We start from the raw sequence: 15,038 nt of genomic DNA on the forward strand, positions 1-15,038 counted from the left end.
CTCGGCGTTCACTCGGGCCGCCCGGCGCGATAGGTCTCCACCACCAGCTCGACCGCCGGTCCGGCCCCGGCCGGTCCGGGGGCGGGCAGCGCCTCCTCCAGCACCGCGCCGTCCGGGTGCCGGGCCAGCCACTTCCCCAGACAGCGCAGATGGAGCGCGTCCCCCAGATCGACGAACTGCGGCTTGGGCCGGTCGAGAGCGTGCAGGACGTCCTCCGTCACGCGCTCGCCCCGCGCGGGCGGCCCCGCGTGCAGATAGATCCGATCGGGTACGCCGAGGAGCGCCCGCCACCGTGCGACGGTCGCCACCGGCACCCCGCCCTCGGCCGCGAGTTCCGCCCGCAGCGCCGCGACGCTGCCGCCCGCGAGCTGCCACCGGCGTCGGCGCAGCACCAGATGGCGGTGGCGCACCCGGGGCGTGCTCACCAGATCGCCACCGGGCACGGGGGTGATCCGCCGGGGGGCCAGGGCGGAGAAGTCGGTGGTGCCGTGCGGATGGTCGGTCAGCAGCGGCGCTAGCCTGGGCTGGAGCAGCAGCGGCGTGAACACGCCCGCGTAGAGCACGTCGACCGGCTCGCCGCCGTCCTTGAGCCGCACTCGTACCTCATCGGTGCTCATCTCGTGGAACAGCTCCACATCGGCCGCGCCGAGCGAGGTGTACGAGCGGTCGGGCCCGATCTCCTCCGGGACGAAGAGCGGATGCAGATTCGCGTTGAAACCGGCGACCGGCCGGATCTGGGCGGCCCGCGCGCCGGGAGGGAGCGCCCCGAGCACCGCCTTCGCCGTCCCCCGTACCGCCGCCGGGGGCAGGGAGTCCAGGAATCGGCTGGTGAAGCGCCCCCACCCGCCGTACACCTGATTCACACAGAGCAGTCCGCCGTGCCCGCGCTGGAGGAAGAGGGAGTACGACACCGGGCGGCGGGTCGCCCAGGGCGGTGTCCGGCGGACGAGGTCCGCGACCAGGGCGGCCGGCAGGACGACGTCCTCGCCGGGGTCGCCGCCGCCGTCGGCATGGGCCCGGTGCACGGCGCGCACCAGTTCGGAGCGGAGCGCGGAGAGCTGTCCGGCACCGCTCTCGGGCGGCGCGTCCGGGGATCCGCTGCCGACGATCCGGGTGGCCCGCTGCCAGGCCTCGTACGCGTCCGCGCCGAAGTCCCAGACATGGGGGCAGACGCCGCCGGGGCCGTAGCGGGCGACGAAGCCGTCCCGGACGCAGCGGCGTACGACAGGGCCGAGGTCGAAGAGTTCGGTCAGCGCGGACAGTTCGCCCAGCGCCTCGTGGTCCGCGCCGCCGAGGAAGCCGTCCAGCCGGACCGGCTCCTTGAGGACGACGTCCTCGCTCAGCACGGTGAGTCCGGCCGCCGCGTCCTTGCCCGCCGGGCCGCCCACCGGACGGCCCACCTCGTCGAGCAGGGCTCCCCAGCGCTCCCGGAGACCGGTGAGGAGGGCGGTACGGCGGTGGGGTTCGGCCGCCCCGAAGGCGCGGGTGGCCTCCGCGATCTCCTCGATACGGGCGGCCAGTTCCCGGTCCCGCGGCGAACCGGTCGTCTCCCGGAGCCAGTGCGCCAGCCGCGACAGCGGGTCCGGGTCCTGGGGGCCGACGGGCGGCACGGGGACGAGCAGCCCCGCGTCGTACACCCGCCCGAGGAAGGAGAGCGCCGCGTCGTGCTCCCCGTCTCCGGCGAGCGCCCCGGCCAGCGCGCCGGGGGTGGCGGGGGTCTCGCACAGGGCGGCGAGGCGGCGCAGCGGCTCCCCGGCGGCGAGGGCGACCTCGTCGTCCTCGACGGAGAGGAAGCGCGCCGAGGTGAAGGCGGTGCGGGAGCGCGCGAAGGCGGCGCGGCCCTCCGAGAGCCGCAGGCTGCTGCACATGCGGTGGGGCAGGGTGGCGCGGCGGACCGGATCCGCCGTCAGCGCCGCCGTCAGGGTCTCCACCAGGGTCCGGTTCACCCGGACCACGGATCCGGCCGAGGCGAGCGGCGGCTCCGTGCCGCTCCAGGACCGGCGCGGTTCCCCGGCCGGGGGCGGCAGCTCGCCCCAGCCGACGGTGGTGAACCAGGAGAGCGGGGTCGTCCGGGCGGCGGCGCGCATCGCGTGCCGCAACACGCCCGCCTCCTCCTTCCGGGCCCTGCGGTCGTCCGGGCCGCCCTGTCCCGCGCGCACCACCGCACGCAGCAGATCGGCGCTGGTGAACGAGACGGCCCGGGTGAAAGCGGGCTCCCGGCACAGCGCGGCGAGCGCCTCCCGCCCGGCGGCCAGCGCGGGCGCGGTCCCGGCCTCCAGGGCCGTGAGCAGCTCGTCCCGCCGCCTCCGCGCGGCGAGCCAGCGGCTCAGCCCGGGCACCCGGTCGGGCAGATCCCCCAGCCCGCCGAGGACGGCGGGCCTCGGATCCCGCCCGTTGTGCACCGCGCGGCGCAGCGGCAGCACCACCTCGCGGTGGAACTCCTCCCCATGGCCCGCACGGCTCGCGTACAGCGCCTCGCCGAGAGCGGGAGCGAGCGCCGTCGACTCCCGCTCCAGCGCCGCCAGTTCCGCGAGAGCCGCGCGGAACGCCCCGGCGGGCCGGGGCTCGGCGGGCAGGCTCAGCAGATTCGTACGGATCAGAGCGCCGGGCGCGAGCCGGGGGGCGGGGGCGGGAGCAGGGGCGGTGTGCCCGGTGCCGGCTCGGGCCGCGGGCTTCTGACGTTCCGGGAGGAGCGGCTTCACTATCGATCCAGTCGACGGCGCGTGAGGAGGGCGAATCCGACGTGGTGCGTGGCTCCCGCGGCGCCCGAGGGGGGACCCGGTGCCGCGGAAGCCCTCACCGTGCCTGTGTCAGTAGGTCTCGGCCGTCATCGGGTTCTGCACGCTGCAACCGCCGCAGCCGCTGCATCCCATACAGGACGTGGAGGAGGACGACGACAGGGAATAAGTGGATTCACCTGTTCCTGCTGTGTCGCGCATCGCGGTGACGGTGATGTCGCCGAGATCCAATCCATTGAGGTCGAAGGAGCTGGCCGTGTCTCGAAGCGCCATGTGTTTCTCCCGGATGAGTGAGAGTGAACAGCGCGGGCTCTGTGCGCCGCTTTCGCAGCGTAGATCAGCTCCAGGGCCCCGACTCCGATGGCAGGGAGGGGACTTGACATAGTGCTGACGTCTTCCGGACATGGCCGGTCGTCGCACTGTCCATTTGCCCGTCACGAGGTGAGGACGGTCGGCGGGCGCATTTCCGACAGAGCCCCGTTCCCTCCCCGGTTCCGGAAGCAAACTCGGCCTCCGCGCCGCCTCGGAGGCGAATGTTTTTCGCCGCGCGGAACCGCGCACGAGATGTTTCTTACGGTTTGACGGCGCGAAAACGCCCCCGGCGTCCGAAAGTCAGACAGGTGGTCCTAGCGGCCGCCGAGGAAGCCGGTGATGTCCTGGCGCAGGGAGGCCGGGTCCAGCCGATGGGCCGTCAGATGTTCCGTCATCTGCCCGTAGCGGCGCAGCTCCGCGCGCCCCACTCCCAGTCCGAGGATCCGGTGGGGGACATCGCGCAGCGCGTCGTTCGCGGCGGCGGTGGACGTGCCCGCCAGATACGGTTCGACGATCACCACGTCCGCCGAGGCGTGCCCGGCCGCCCGGCGCAGGGCGGCGCTGTCGAAGGGCCGTACGGTCGTCGCGTACAGCAGGGTGACGTCCAGCCCCTCCACCGCCTCCTCCACGGCTCCCAGCATCGGGCCCACCGCGATCACGACCCCCGAGCGGCCCTCGCGCAGGGTGAGGAACTCCTCGCCCGTCACCGGGAGGGCGCGGTCGTTCTGCTGGAGCGACAGCCGGACGTACACCCGGTCGTCGCCCTTGACCGCCTCGCGGAGCAGGGCCTCGGCCTCGTCCGGATGGCCCGGGACGTGGATGGTCCAGCCGTCCAGGGTGTCCATCAGGGCGACATCGCCCGGTGCCATATGGGTGAAGCCGCCGGCCGGCCAGTCGTACGAGGCGCCCGCGCTGACCAGTACCGCTCCGGTGCCCTGATGGCCGAAATCGAGTTTGACCTGCTCGAAGGGCCGCTCGACCAGGAAGCTGGCGAAGGTGTGGACGACGGGCCGCACCCCGGTGAGCGCCAGGCCGCCTCCCACGCCGATCAGCAGCTGCTCCCGGATGCCCACATTGATCACCCGGTCCGGATGGGCCTGTTGGGCGGGCCTGAAGCCGTCGGAGCTGATGTCCGCGAGCACGACGGCCAGCCGGGGGTCCTCGTCGAGCAGCTGGGAGGTGGTGGAGATGAAGCGGTCGCGCATGGTGTCCATGGTGGGTTTCCCCCTCGGTCGGTCAGTCGGTCAGTCGGTCGGTGAGGCGCTCAGGAGACTTTCGGCTCGCCCTCGTCGGGCTTGGGCTCGACCCGGGCGACCACGGCGTGCGGACGTCCGGGGTGCGCCATGGTGTACGCCGCGTGCAGCGCCTCGTGGTCCCGCCCGTCCACGGTCACCGCGGACCAGCCCGCCGCCTCGAACCGGGAGGCGATTCCGCCGGGCCAGCCGTGGGTGGCCGAGTCGTTGTCGATGACCAGGGCGTGCAGCGCCTCCAGCCCGGCCGGGCCCGCGTGGGCGATCGCCTCGTGATTGCTGCCCTCGTCCAGCTCCGCGTCCCCGACCAGCACCCACACCCGGGAGTCGGCGCGCCCCTGGAGACGCAGCCCCAGGGCCGTGCCCACGGCGAGCGGCAGCCCGTGCCCCAGCGACCCGCTGCCGATCTCCGCCCCCGGCACCAGCACCCGGTCCGGGTGGTGGCCGAGCGGGGAGTCGTAGCCGCCGAAGCCGGTCAGCAGCTCCTCGGGGAAGAATCCCTTCGCGGCCAGCACGGCGTAGTACGCCATCGGCCCGTGCCCCTTGGAGAGCAGGAACCGATCGCGGTCCGGGTCGTCCGCCGTCTCGGGGGTCACCCTCAGCACCCGGTCGTAGAGCACCCACAGCGCGTCCAGGGTGGAGGTCGCGGCGGGCCCGTGCTTCTCCGCCCCGGTCATCAGGGACATCAGCCGGCCGAGGTCGTCGAAGCCGCGGTCGGTGCCTCCGCCGCGGCGCGTGTTCGCTGTCGTCTGCGTCATGACCCCACGATCCAACCTCAAGTGCGCTTGAGGTCAAGGTGATTCCGGTGCTGCCCGGAACCTGCCCGGAAATCGCCGCAGGGCGGGCTCAGCCGTGAGTGCGCCGAGAGGCTCACACGGTCGGCCCCGAGCGGGACTCACCGCCCCAGTCCGGCCTCCCACTTGCGCCGCCGCAGCACCTGCTCCCCGAGGAGTCCCCGGCACCGGTCGAGCAGCTCGCCCACCTCCGCGTCCCCGCCCGCTCCGCCCGCCGGAGCCCGCCAGCGCCGCACCGACCGCTCGACCCGGACGCGCAGCTCCTCGTCCGGGTCCGCCAGCAGCCCGACCGCCGCTCGCAGCGCCACCACCCCGCCGTACGCGTCAAGCAGCCGGAACGCCGCGATCCGAATGTGCCGGGGCCGCTCGGACCCGGTGTGCTCCAGCAGCCGGCCGACGGGCAGTTCCCGTGCCGACGGCAGCAGCGCGAGGGCCGTCTCGCGCACGACACCGGGAGCCGGATCGCCGAGCAGCGGCCACAGCCGCTCCCTGTCCACGAGGCCCAGCGCCCGCAGTCCGCCCACCGCCCGCGCCCGGACCCCGGCCACCGGGTGCGTCAGCAGCGGCCACAGTGGCCCGGCCTCCGCGCGGTCTCCGCACTCGGCCAGCCCGATGACCGCCCCCGGCGACAGCCCGGGTCCGTCCGGGTCCGTGCACCGCTCCCGGTACCAGACGGCCGGATCCCCGCCGCCCTGCCGTACGACATACCGGGCGCAGGCGCGCACCAGCGCGGACCGGTCGTCGAGGAAGGACTCCGCCCGCTCCGGCCGCCCCGCCCGCCGCAGCGCGGTGACACCGGCCGAACGGACACGCGGGTTCCGCGCCGTCAGCAGCGGTGCGAGCACCTCTTCGTACTCGTACTCGTACGCGTCGCCCGGGGCCGCGAGCGCCGCCGTGGCGCACAGGTCCTGCACCACGGTGTCCTCGTCCCGTGCGGCCGCCCCGGCCAGTTCGACGGGGCCCAGCAGCCGGCGCTCGACGGCCGACCGGTAAGCGAACCGCCGTACGGTGCGGTCGGGGTCGGCGAAGAGGGCGGCGAGCCGTTCGCGTGGCGCCCGGCGCAGGACCTCCCCGAGCAGATCGACGCCGAAGCCGCCCTTGTCCCGGAGGCCGACACGCAGAACCAGCGGCGCGAGGGCGACGGCGGTCTCCGCGTCCAGAGCCTCGCGCAGCAGCTCCCGGGCGTACTCGCGCACCGGTTCGGCCCAGTCGGCGCAGCGGATCACGACCAGCGGCAGCAGACCGGGGTATTCCCGCGCCCCACGCACCGCCGCCTCGCGGATCCGCCCGTCGGGGTGGCAGAGGGCGAGCGCGAGCCGGGACTCGCCGAGCCGGGCCGGATCGGCGGGGAGCGGGAGGGCGAGTCCCCACTCCCGCCGGGACCCCCGCCGGTGCCAGGCCGCCTCCCGTACCCCCGCGTCCAGCGCGAGCCAGCCTTCCGGACCGTCGGCGACCAGCGCGCTCTTCAGCGGCGCGCCTTGCGCGAGCCGCCGTACCGCCGCTGCTGTCCCGTCACCGCTGTCCTCGCGCACGTCCTCACGTACGTCCTCACGCATTCCCGCCCCTTGCTCCGTCCGGCCGTACCGGGCGATCGTAGGGTGAGAGGGGTGCGCGGGTCGCGCGAGATGTCCGGCGGCAGCGGGACGGGCCGCTCACCCCGGGCGGCGCCCGGTGAGACGGCGCACGATTCCCGGTACGGCGGCACCGGCCAGGAGAGCGGCGACCGGTACGACGACCTTCAGCCAGGGGCTCCGGATCGGACGGTAGGCAGCGGTGCCGTTCTTGATCTCGATGAATCCGCAGGGCCGGGCCCTGACTCCGCCGCCCCCGCCGCCGCCTTCGCCGGTCCTGGCCGCTCCGGCGGTGTGCCCGGAACCGCCGCCGTAGCCGAAACCGAAGCCGATCTCGGCGACGGGGATGACGGTGACGCCCCCGGTGGTGACGGGCTCGCCGTAGACGATGGTCACCGAGGCCCGGCCGCTGATCTCGTCGGCCAGCCGATCCAGCTGGCCGGCCGAGGTGTGGGGGGCTGTCGTCCTCGCGGGCGGGGTGGGCCGGGGCGTGTCGTCCGGTGCGGTCATCGGTTCCTCCTGAGGTGCTGTGTCAGGCGGGTGACACGGCCGTGCCCGCCATCCTGCCCACCTCCGGCCGGTATCGGCAACGGCCGTCGACGGACGAGCGGTTCAGCCTGTCTGCCCTCTCGGCCCGTCGCCGCCGCACAGGGCACGGTCCAGATGGCGCAGGAGCGCGGTGTCGATGGGGTGCGGCTCGATCCAGCCCTCCTCGTCGAGGGTCTGGTAGCCCAGCCGGTTGATGCCGACGGACGCCTGGCGTTCGCCGTCGGCACTGGCGTACGCCAGGGTGTAGGCACCGGTGGTGCCGCCGTCGTGCCCCCAGAAAGCGCCGCAGCTCAGTTTTCTGGTCTGGACGCCGAGGCCGCTGCTCGGCAGATACGGCGGCGCATCCCCGATGGGGACGGCCGTCAGCATCTCGGCGAGTTCGGCGGGGGCCAGCAGCTCGCCGCCGAAGAGGGCGGCGTGAAAGCGTGTCAGATCGTCCGTCGTGGAGATCAGCGCACCGGCGGTCCAGGCCCAGGACATGTTGTACACGGAGTAGTCGCGGGGCGGGTCGATCAGGCCGAACAGCGAGTCGTACATCCGCGAGTGCGGCCCCTCGATGAACGGTGTGCGGGGGAAGTAGGTGTTCTCCAGACCGGCGGGGCGGATGACCCGGTCGGTGATGTGCCGCTCCGCGTCCTTCCCCGTCACCCGCTCCAGCAGCAGCCCGGCGAGGATGTAGTTGGTGTTGGAGTAGCGGTAGCGCTCGCCGGGGGCGCCGGTCGCGGGGGCCGCCAGACCCAGCCCGGCCAGTTCCCCGGGGCGGAACCCGCGGAACCGGTTCTCGTCGAGAGCGGTCGGGGAGTCGCCCGGGAACACGATCCGGTAGTAGTCCGCGATGCCGCTGGTGTGATTGAGCAGCATGCGGACGGTGACCGCCGGATCGAGGCCGTCGGCCACGAGGCCGGGAAGATGATCCGCGACGGCCGCGTCCAGGCCGATACGGCCGTCCCCGACGAGCTGGAGCACGGCGACAGCGGTGAACGTCTTGGTGACGCTGCCGACACGATGATGCATACCGGGGTGGGTCGGCCGACCGGTCCGGACATCGGCGACACCAACCGCGCCCCTCCAGAGCCCGCCGCGGTCACGGACGGCGGAGTAGGCGCCGAACGCGCCCGCCTCATGGACGGCCCGGAGCGTCCCGTCCAGTTCGCTCACCACCGGCACCGGCACCGGCACCGTGGCCTCGGTCGGCAGCCCGGAGACAAGCAGCGCGACGGTCGCGACGGCGGCAAGAATCGACATACCGCCAGCTGTACCGCGAGCCTCCGATGGCTGTCCGCCGATACGCCGGGACGGCCCCCCGACCGGGCCCCGGTTCACTCGACCGACCGAAGCGGAACCCGGCCGCCAGGGCCGGAGCCCCTCCCGCGCCCCTTTCCCCGGCGAGGTTCAAAGCCTGGGAGCGGGCAGCCTGCGAGGCTCGATGCGCTCTTCCACGGCTCTGTTCCCGTCGCGTCTCACCGAATAGGCCGCTCGTCCCGGCACTTCCGCCACCGCCTCCACCAACTCCGTTCCGCGGTAGACCAGACCGACTCCGTCATCCGTGCAGTGAGCCGTCGGCAGAGTGCCTTCCGCCACCAGCCGGTGAATCAGCGGACGCCGGCCCTGGTCCGAGTCGTAGTGCACACCGTTGCCGTACGGCAGAAACCCGAGCCCATTCGTGACCGGGCGCAGCTCGGGCCCGAACGAGTCGGTGGCACCTCCCCGGAACCAGCAGAGGGAACCCGCGCTGACCCCGCTGAGCACGACGCCGGACTGCCAGGCACGGCGCATGACGCGGTCGAGGCCGTGCGCCCTCCACACCGCCAGCAGATTGACCACCGAGCCCCCCCATGACCCAGACCACATCGTGGTCGAGGACCGAGCCCTCGACATCCTCCAGGTTGGGCATGGGAAACAGGTGAAGAGGCGTCAGATCGAACCCCGCCGTCCGCGCGGCCTCGGTCATACGGGATGTGAAGTGCTCGGCATCCCCGATGGCGGTACCGACATACATGATGCGCGGGCGTCGGCCATGTACTCCGGAGAGGTCGACCGCATGATGCACCAGGGCGTCGAACACCACCCTGGTACGGTCCCCGACCCGGTGCCCTCCGGAGGTCGCGACGATGGTCGGTTCCGCAGCTGTCATGGTCACGATCCTATCGACGCACGCCCACGGAGAATCCCCCGCCCACCGGTGCGTTCCCCGCACGGAGCCGTGCTCGTCCGGCCCGCCGGGCGGTGACGCCCTCCACCGGGCCCTCACCACGAGGACCTGCTCGGCACCCCCCCCGTACCCCCGGACCGGCGGAACCCCGGTCAGGTCGGAAGGGGACGCTCGAAGCACCAGGAGCTCTCCACGCCGGCGTAGGCGCCGAAGTTCGGGATCCGCTCGTAACCGGAGCGGGTGTAGAAGCGGACGGCGTCGGGCTGGGCGTCGCCGGTCTCCAGACGGAGGCGGACCCAGTCCCGTTCGGCGGCCCAGCGCTCCAGCCCGCGCAGAATCCGCAGGGCCGCGCCGGAGCCGCGTCGGGGCGGGGTGACGTACATGCGCTTGACCTCGCCGATCCCCTCGCCCAGATAGCGAAGCCCGCCGCACCCGACGGCGGTGCCGTCGTCCTCGTACGCCACGAAGAACGCGACCATGTCCGCGGCCGAGGGCGCCACCCCGGGCTCGCTGTCCGTGGTGCCGTATCTTTCGGCGATCTCGGCGCGCTGGCGCGCGCGCAGCGCGACGGCGTCCGGGTGGGCCCATTCGACCTGTTTCAGTTTCATGTCGGGGGATTCTGTCGAAAATATGTTTCAGGCGGGTGAACCGGTGTGCGGGGCGGGCGGCTCAGGCGGCGGGCCTGCCGGGCTGGTCGTGGGTCGCGCAGTGGATGCCGCCGCCGCCCGAGGCGATCGTGTCGATCTCGACCCACACGATGTCCCGGTCGGGGAAGTGCTCCTGGAGGATGGAGCGGGCGCGCTTGTCGGCCTTGCGGTCGCCGAACCGGGGCATGAAGACGGCGTCGTTGGCGATGTAGAAGTTGGCGTAGCTCGCCAGGAAGTCGTCCCCCTCGCCGGTGATTCTCCGCAGGTCGGGCTGGGGGAGGTCGATGACCTCGAAGCGTCGGCCCCGGGCGTCGGTCGCCTTCGACAGGACGGACTTCGCCTGGTCGGCGGAGCGCGACCAGGAGTCCGGCGGGGTGCCGGGGTGGGCGCGGTCCAGCAGGACCACACCGGGCTCGGTGAAGCGCACCAGGCTGTCCACATGGGCGTCGGTGATGTCCTCCCCGCGCACGCCCGCCAGCCAGATCACCTTCTCGACGCCCAGGGTCCGCTTCAGCTCCGCCTCGATGGCGTCCCGGCTCTTCCCCGGGTTGCGGTTGACATTGACGATCGAACTCTCGGTGATCAGCAGGGTGCCCTCCCCGTCCGGTTCAAAGGAGCCGCCCTCGGACACCAGCGGGGCCCGCTCCCGGGGGATCCGGTACTCCTCCAGCACCTTTCGGCCGACCAGGGCGTCATTCCTGTGCTCCTGCTTGTCGCCCCAGCCGTTGAAATTGAAGTCGACGCCGATCACCTCGCCGGCCTCCTCGACGAACACCGGGACGGTGTCGCGCGCCCATAGATCGTCGACGGCCAGCGGTACGACCTCGACCTGGGAGCCGCAGGCCCGCCGGGCCGCGCTCACCTGGGAGGGCCGGGCCATCATCACGACCGCCTCGTACTCGCCGACGGCCCGGGCCACCCGCGCGATGTCCTCGCGCACATAGGGCAGGTCCTCCTCCCAGACCGAGGACAGGGCCGGCCAGGACATGAACGTACGGGTGTGGCTCTCCCACTCGGCCCCGAGCCGGCGGGCCGGTCCCGCCGAGACCTGCCGGGGGGAGTCGACAGCGGCGCTGGACCGCGCGGCGGTGCCCGACGAGGGCGAGGACGAGGACGAGCCGCAGGCCGCGGTACCGAAGGCCGCCGCGCCGAATCCGGCGAGCCCGGCGAGCGCGCGGAGGGTGGTCCGGCGGGTGGGGGAGGGTTTCGACACGGGGACTCCGATCGTGGAACTGGCGGAACGAGCGCATCCGCCCAGAAGCGAGCGCATCCGCCCGGAACGGGCGCGGGAGCGCGGCGTGAGCCGCGGCGGCCCGGGCGCCTGGGACAAGGGTGCGCGCTCACCCCCGCGAATGGGCGGTACGGAGGGCGGAGCGGCGCGGCCATGTGCCGCCACTCTGACACTGACTGAAAATTCAGTCAAACCATGGAAGGCCCGGCCGAGCCGCCCGTCACCGGCCCGTACGCCCTGTGACGGGCCGCATGCGTCCGCCCCGCTACGCCCCGGTAAGGTGCGGGTCATGGCGTCTCGCAGCACTCAGATCCTCGAAGCGGCCGCCCGGGTGATCGCCCGGCGCGGGGTCCGAGGGCTGCGCGTGGAGGAGCTCGCCGCGGAGGCCGGTGTCTCCACCGCCCTGATCTACTACCACTTCAAGGACCGCACCGGCGTACTGCGCCAGACCCTTGAGTTCATCAGCGGCCGGGCCGAGCGCTACACCGCCGACCGCGACCCGGACGCCCCGCCGCTCGCTCCCCGGGAGGAGCTGGAGGAGTCCCTCCTGCTCGAACTCCAGGACACCGCGGAAGTGCGGGAGAACAGCTCGGCCTGGGGCGAGCTGCGCGCGAGCGCCGTCTTCGACGAAGTGCTGCGCGAAGATCTCGCCAGATCCACCCTGGTGTGGGTCCAGGAGGTCGCCGCCCTGCTGGGCCAGGTCCGGCCGACGGCTCCGGCCCCCTCGCTCGCGGCCGCCGCCGAACGCCTCACCGCCCTGCTGGAGGGGCTCAGCATGCGCTGGCTCAGCGGTGGCGTTGAGATCACTCACGCCCGGGAGCTGATGCGCGGCGCGATCGACGCCGAACTCGCCGGGCTCGCCACACCCCGGAAGAACTGACCGTCCCATACGTCCGGCCCCGCCCGTCACCGTGGCCCCTGCCGCGCCGACGGCGGTGGGCCGAAGCATCGGCATAAGCAGCTGAGAGCCCTATACCACCAGGTCAAGAGGTAAATCCCGAGAAGTGGATCAAGTTCACCGTATCGAGGGATGATCGCTGCGTTCCAATGGCTGAACGGGCGCGCCAGAGCCTACGGTTCTCGGGTACCTGCAGGGGAACCCAAGGGATCTCCCAGGTGCCTCCTCCTCCCCCTTCCTCACCCGGCCGACGCGCGCCTCGCGCCGAACGCCGCCCTTTTGAAGGAGAGCTCTGCCCATGACCGTGGACACCAGCCACACCAGCCCAGAGCCGCAGCACTCGCAGAGCAGCCTCAGCACAGCCGCTGCCCGCAACCTCGCCACCACGACCAAGTCCGTCCCGCAGATGCAGGAGATCACCTCACGGTGGCTGCTCAGAATGCTGCCGTGGGTGGAGGTGTCGGGCGGCACCTACCGGGTCAACCGCAGGCTGACCTTCACAGTCGGCGACGGCCGGATCGATTTCGTGCAGGAGGGCGCGGAGGTCCGGGTGATCCCCGGGGAACTCGGCGAACTGTCGCTGCTGCGCGGCTTCGACGATCCCGATGTGCTGACCGCCCTCGCCGGCCGGTGTGCCCAGCACGACTTCCGCGCCGGTGAGACGCTGGTGGAGCGCGGCACCCCCGCCGACCGGATCCATCTGATCGCGCACGGCCGGATCAGCCAGATCTCCGTCGGCCAGTACGACAACGAGACCGTGACCGCCGTACTCGCCGACGGCGACCGGTTCGGCCAGAGCGCGCTGCTGGACCCCGACGCGACCTGGGAGTACACGGCCGTCGCACAGACCTCCGGCACCCTGCTCACCCTCTCCCGGGCCGACTTCGCCGCCGTGGCGGCCGGTTCGCCCGGTCTCCAGGCGCATGTACGGGAGTTCAGCGCACTCCCCGAGCAGCGCCAGAACCGGCTGGGCGAGGCCGAGATCGCCCTGTCGGCGGGACACACCGGCGAGGCCGAGCTGCCCGGCGCCTTCGTCGACTACGAACTGAAGCCCAGGGAGTACGAACTCTCCCTCGCGCAGACGGTGCTGCGGGTCCACACCCGCGTCGCCGACCTCTACAACAAGCCGATGAACCAGACCGAGCAGCAGCTCCGGCTCACCATCGAGGCACTGCGGGAGCGCCAGGAGTACGAGCTGGTCAACAACCGTGAGTTCGGCCTGCTGCACAACGCCGCCTTCAACCAGCGGATCCAGACCCACTCGGGCCCGCCCACCCCGGACGACCTCGACGAGCTGCTCACCCGCCGCCGTGGCTCCAAGTACTTCTTCGCCCACCCCAGGACCATCGGGGCGATCGGCCGTGAGTTCAACTCCCGCGGTCTCTACCCGGACCATGTCGACGTCGGCGGACAGCAGGTGCCCGCCTGGCGCGGCGTCCCGATCCTGCCGTGCAACAAGATCCCGATCACCAAGGAGAACACCAGCTCCATCCTGGTGATGCGGACCGGCGAGGACAACCAGGGAGTGATCGGCCTCAACCAGACCGGCCTTCCGGACGAGTACGAGCCGGGGGTGTCGGTGCGCTTCATGGGCATCGACGACAAGGCCCTCATCTCCTACCTGGTCACCACCTACTACTCCGCGGCCGTGCTGGTCCCCGACGCGCTCGGCGTACTGGAGAACGTACAGATCGCCCGTACCAGCGGCTGACCGGAAGCGCGGCGGCACCGGCACGGCCCTCCGGGGCCCGCCCGGTGCGCCCGTAGGACCACCTCACCCAAGGAGCAGTGGTGCGGTCATGAGTACCGAAGCCATGCGACGGATTCTGCGCGGCCCGAGCGGTCTGGGCACGGCAAGCCTGCATCTGGCGCGACGCGAGGAGGCCCCCGCGTCCCCGCGGACGGGCAGCCCGGTCCCGGGCCTCTACCACCACCCGGTGGCGGAGCCCGACCCCGAGCGGGTGGCCGAGGTCGATCGCAGGGCGAAGACCTGGGCGATCGACGAGATCGAGCTGTATCCCCCCGAATGGGAGGAGCAGTTCGACGGGTTCGGTGTGGGCCGCTACATGGCCATCTGCCATCCCGACGCCCCCACCGTCGACCATCTCATGATCGCCGCCCGGCTGATGGTCGCCGAGAACGCGGTCGACGACTACTACTGCGAGGACCACGGCGGCTCGCCCATCGGCCTCGGCGGGCGGCTGCTGCTGGCCCACACGGCCATCGACCCGCTGCACACCGTACGGGAGTACGCGCAGCCGTGGACCGAGTCGCTCCGGGCGGACGCTCCCCGGCGGGCCTACAGCTCCGCCATGGACCACTTCCTCCAGGCGGCCACGGCCTCCCAGCGGGACCGGTTCCGGCACGACATCGCCCGGCTGCATCTGGGATATCTCGCCGAGGCCGCCTGGGACCAGACGGAGCACACCCCCGAGGTGTGGGAGTACCTGGCGATGCGTCAGCACAACAACTTCCGCCCCTGCCCCACGATCACCGACACCGTCGGAGGGTACGAACTCCCCGCCGACCTCCACGCCCAGCCCGCCATGCAGCGGGTCATCGCGCTCGCCTCGAACGCCACCACCATCGTCAACGACCTGTACTCGTACACCAAGGAACTCGCCGGTCCCGACCGGCATCTCAACCTGCCGGTGGTGATCGCCGAACGCGAGGAGCGCACCGAACGCGAGGCGTATCTGAAGGCGGTCGAGATCCACAACGAGCTCATGCACGGCTTCGAGGCCGAGGCCGCCGCCCTGCTCGCGGCCTGTCCCCACCCGGCCGTGGCGCGCTTTCTGCGCGGGGTGGCCGTCTGGGTCGACGGCAATCACCACTGGCACCAGAACAACACCTACCGCTACAGCCTGCCAGACTTCTGGTAGGGGAAGGAAACACC

Annotated in this window: 12 protein-coding genes and 1 pseudogene; 3 read left to right on the top strand and 10 right to left on the bottom strand. The window is 72.4% G+C overall.

The genetic code is table 11. From position 1 onward, the window contains the following. Nucleotides 1-8: 8 nt before the first annotated feature. The 10 genes and pseudogenes from IE247_RS25230 to IE247_RS25275 all read right to left on the bottom strand — a co-directional run bounded on the left by IE247_RS25230 (nt 9) and on the right by IE247_RS25275 (nt 11,226). Complete coding sequence (locus tag IE247_RS25230) at nt 9-2,702, bottom strand: lantibiotic dehydratase (protein WP_190125565.1); 2,694 nt, start codon at nt 2,700-2,702, stop codon at nt 9-11. 108 nt (nt 2,703-2,810) lie between these two features. Next, nucleotides 2,811-3,011: a thiazolylpeptide-type bacteriocin gene (locus tag IE247_RS25235; RefSeq protein WP_190125566.1), complete on the bottom strand. Its 201-nt coding sequence runs from the start codon at nt 3,009-3,011 to the stop codon at nt 2,811-2,813. A 353-nt stretch (nt 3,012-3,364) separates the two neighbouring features. Beyond that, complete coding sequence (locus tag IE247_RS25240; RefSeq protein ID WP_190125567.1) at nt 3,365-4,264, bottom strand: transketolase family protein; 900 nt, start codon at nt 4,262-4,264, stop codon at nt 3,365-3,367. 50 nt (nt 4,265-4,314) lie between these two features. After that, on the bottom strand, nt 4,315-5,058 hold the full coding sequence (locus IE247_RS25245; protein ID WP_190125568.1) for a thiamine pyrophosphate-binding protein: 744 nt from the start codon (nt 5,056-5,058) through the stop codon (nt 4,315-4,317). A 137-nt stretch (nt 5,059-5,195) separates the two neighbouring features. Continuing rightward, nucleotides 5,196-6,650 (bottom strand): hypothetical protein, encoded by a 1,455-nt coding sequence (locus IE247_RS25250; RefSeq protein WP_229869341.1) that lies wholly within the window; start codon nt 6,648-6,650, stop codon nt 5,196-5,198. A 96-nt stretch (nt 6,651-6,746) separates the two neighbouring features. Continuing rightward, nucleotides 6,747-7,175, bottom strand: a complete 429-nt coding sequence (locus IE247_RS25255; RefSeq protein WP_190125569.1) for a spore germination protein GerW family protein — start codon at nt 7,173-7,175, stop codon at nt 6,747-6,749. 102 nt (nt 7,176-7,277) lie between these two features. Then, entirely contained in the window at nt 7,278-8,459 is a 1,182-nt protein-coding gene (locus IE247_RS25260) for a serine hydrolase domain-containing protein (RefSeq protein WP_190125570.1), read from the bottom strand. A gap of 147 nt (nt 8,460-8,606) precedes the next feature. After that, nucleotides 8,607-9,348 (bottom strand): annotated as a pseudogene (locus tag IE247_RS25265) (Type 1 glutamine amidotransferase-like domain-containing protein). Nucleotides 9,349-9,518: 170 nt separating this feature from the next. After that, nucleotides 9,519-9,974: a GNAT family N-acetyltransferase gene (locus IE247_RS25270; protein WP_190125571.1), complete on the bottom strand. Its 456-nt coding sequence runs from the start codon at nt 9,972-9,974 to the stop codon at nt 9,519-9,521. 61 nt (nt 9,975-10,035) lie between these two features. Next, a complete protein-coding gene (locus IE247_RS25275; protein WP_190125572.1) occupies nt 10,036-11,226 on the bottom strand; it encodes an agmatine deiminase family protein in 1,191 nt (396 codons plus the stop codon). Between the two features lie 307 nt (nt 11,227-11,533). On the opposite strand from IE247_RS25275, the gene IE247_RS25280 reads away from it, so the two are divergent. The 3 genes from IE247_RS25280 to IE247_RS25290 all read left to right on the top strand — a co-directional run bounded on the left by IE247_RS25280 (nt 11,534) and on the right by IE247_RS25290 (nt 15,024). After that, nucleotides 11,534-12,124: a TetR/AcrR family transcriptional regulator gene (locus tag IE247_RS25280; RefSeq protein ID WP_190125573.1), complete on the top strand. Its 591-nt coding sequence runs from the start codon at nt 11,534-11,536 to the stop codon at nt 12,122-12,124. A gap of 316 nt (nt 12,125-12,440) precedes the next feature. Further along, nucleotides 12,441-13,853 carry a family 2B encapsulin nanocompartment shell protein gene (locus IE247_RS25285; RefSeq protein WP_190125574.1) on the top strand — a complete coding sequence of 471 codons (1,413 nt, stop codon included), beginning with the start codon at nt 12,441-12,443 and terminating at the stop codon, nt 13,851-13,853. A gap of 88 nt (nt 13,854-13,941) precedes the next feature. Beyond that, nucleotides 13,942-15,024 (top strand): isoprenoid biosynthesis enzyme family protein, encoded by a 1,083-nt coding sequence (locus IE247_RS25290; RefSeq protein WP_506005041.1) that lies wholly within the window; start codon nt 13,942-13,944, stop codon nt 15,022-15,024. The last annotated feature ends 14 nt before the right edge of the window (nt 15,025-15,038 follow it).

It is taken from the genome of Streptomyces inusitatus (assembly GCF_014651115.1).
GTDB classification, from domain to species: domain Bacteria; phylum Actinomycetota; class Actinomycetes; order Streptomycetales; family Streptomycetaceae; genus Streptomyces; species Streptomyces amakusaensis.

Bases quoted from the DNA above. Each gene is read 5' to 3' on its own strand.
- IE247_RS25260 (WP_190125570.1), bottom strand. From the start codon at position 8,459: ATGTCGATTCTTGCCGCCGTCGCGACCGTCGCGCTGCTTGTCTCCGGG.
- IE247_RS25255 (WP_190125569.1), bottom strand. From the start codon at position 7,175: ATGACCGCACCGGACGACACGCCCCGGCCCACCCCGCCCGCGAGGACG.
- IE247_RS25240 (WP_190125567.1), bottom strand. From the start codon at position 4,264: ATGGACACCATGCGCGACCGCTTCATCTCCACCACCTCCCAGCTGCTC.
- IE247_RS25270 (WP_190125571.1), bottom strand. From the start codon at position 9,974: ATGAAACTGAAACAGGTCGAATGGGCCCACCCGGACGCCGTCGCGCTG.
- IE247_RS25235 (WP_190125566.1), bottom strand. From the start codon at position 3,011: ATGGCGCTTCGAGACACGGCCAGCTCCTTCGACCTCAATGGATTGGAT.
- IE247_RS25250 (WP_229869341.1), bottom strand. From the start codon at position 6,650: ATGCGTGAGGACGTACGTGAGGACGTGCGCGAGGACAGCGGTGACGGG.
- IE247_RS25290 (WP_506005041.1), top strand. From the start codon at position 13,942: ATGAGTACCGAAGCCATGCGACGGATTCTGCGCGGCCCGAGCGGTCTG.
- IE247_RS25245 (WP_190125568.1), bottom strand. From the start codon at position 5,058: ATGACGCAGACGACAGCGAACACGCGCCGCGGCGGAGGCACCGACCGC.
- IE247_RS25285 (WP_190125574.1), top strand. From the start codon at position 12,441: ATGACCGTGGACACCAGCCACACCAGCCCAGAGCCGCAGCACTCGCAG.
- IE247_RS25280 (WP_190125573.1), top strand. From the start codon at position 11,534: ATGGCGTCTCGCAGCACTCAGATCCTCGAAGCGGCCGCCCGGGTGATC.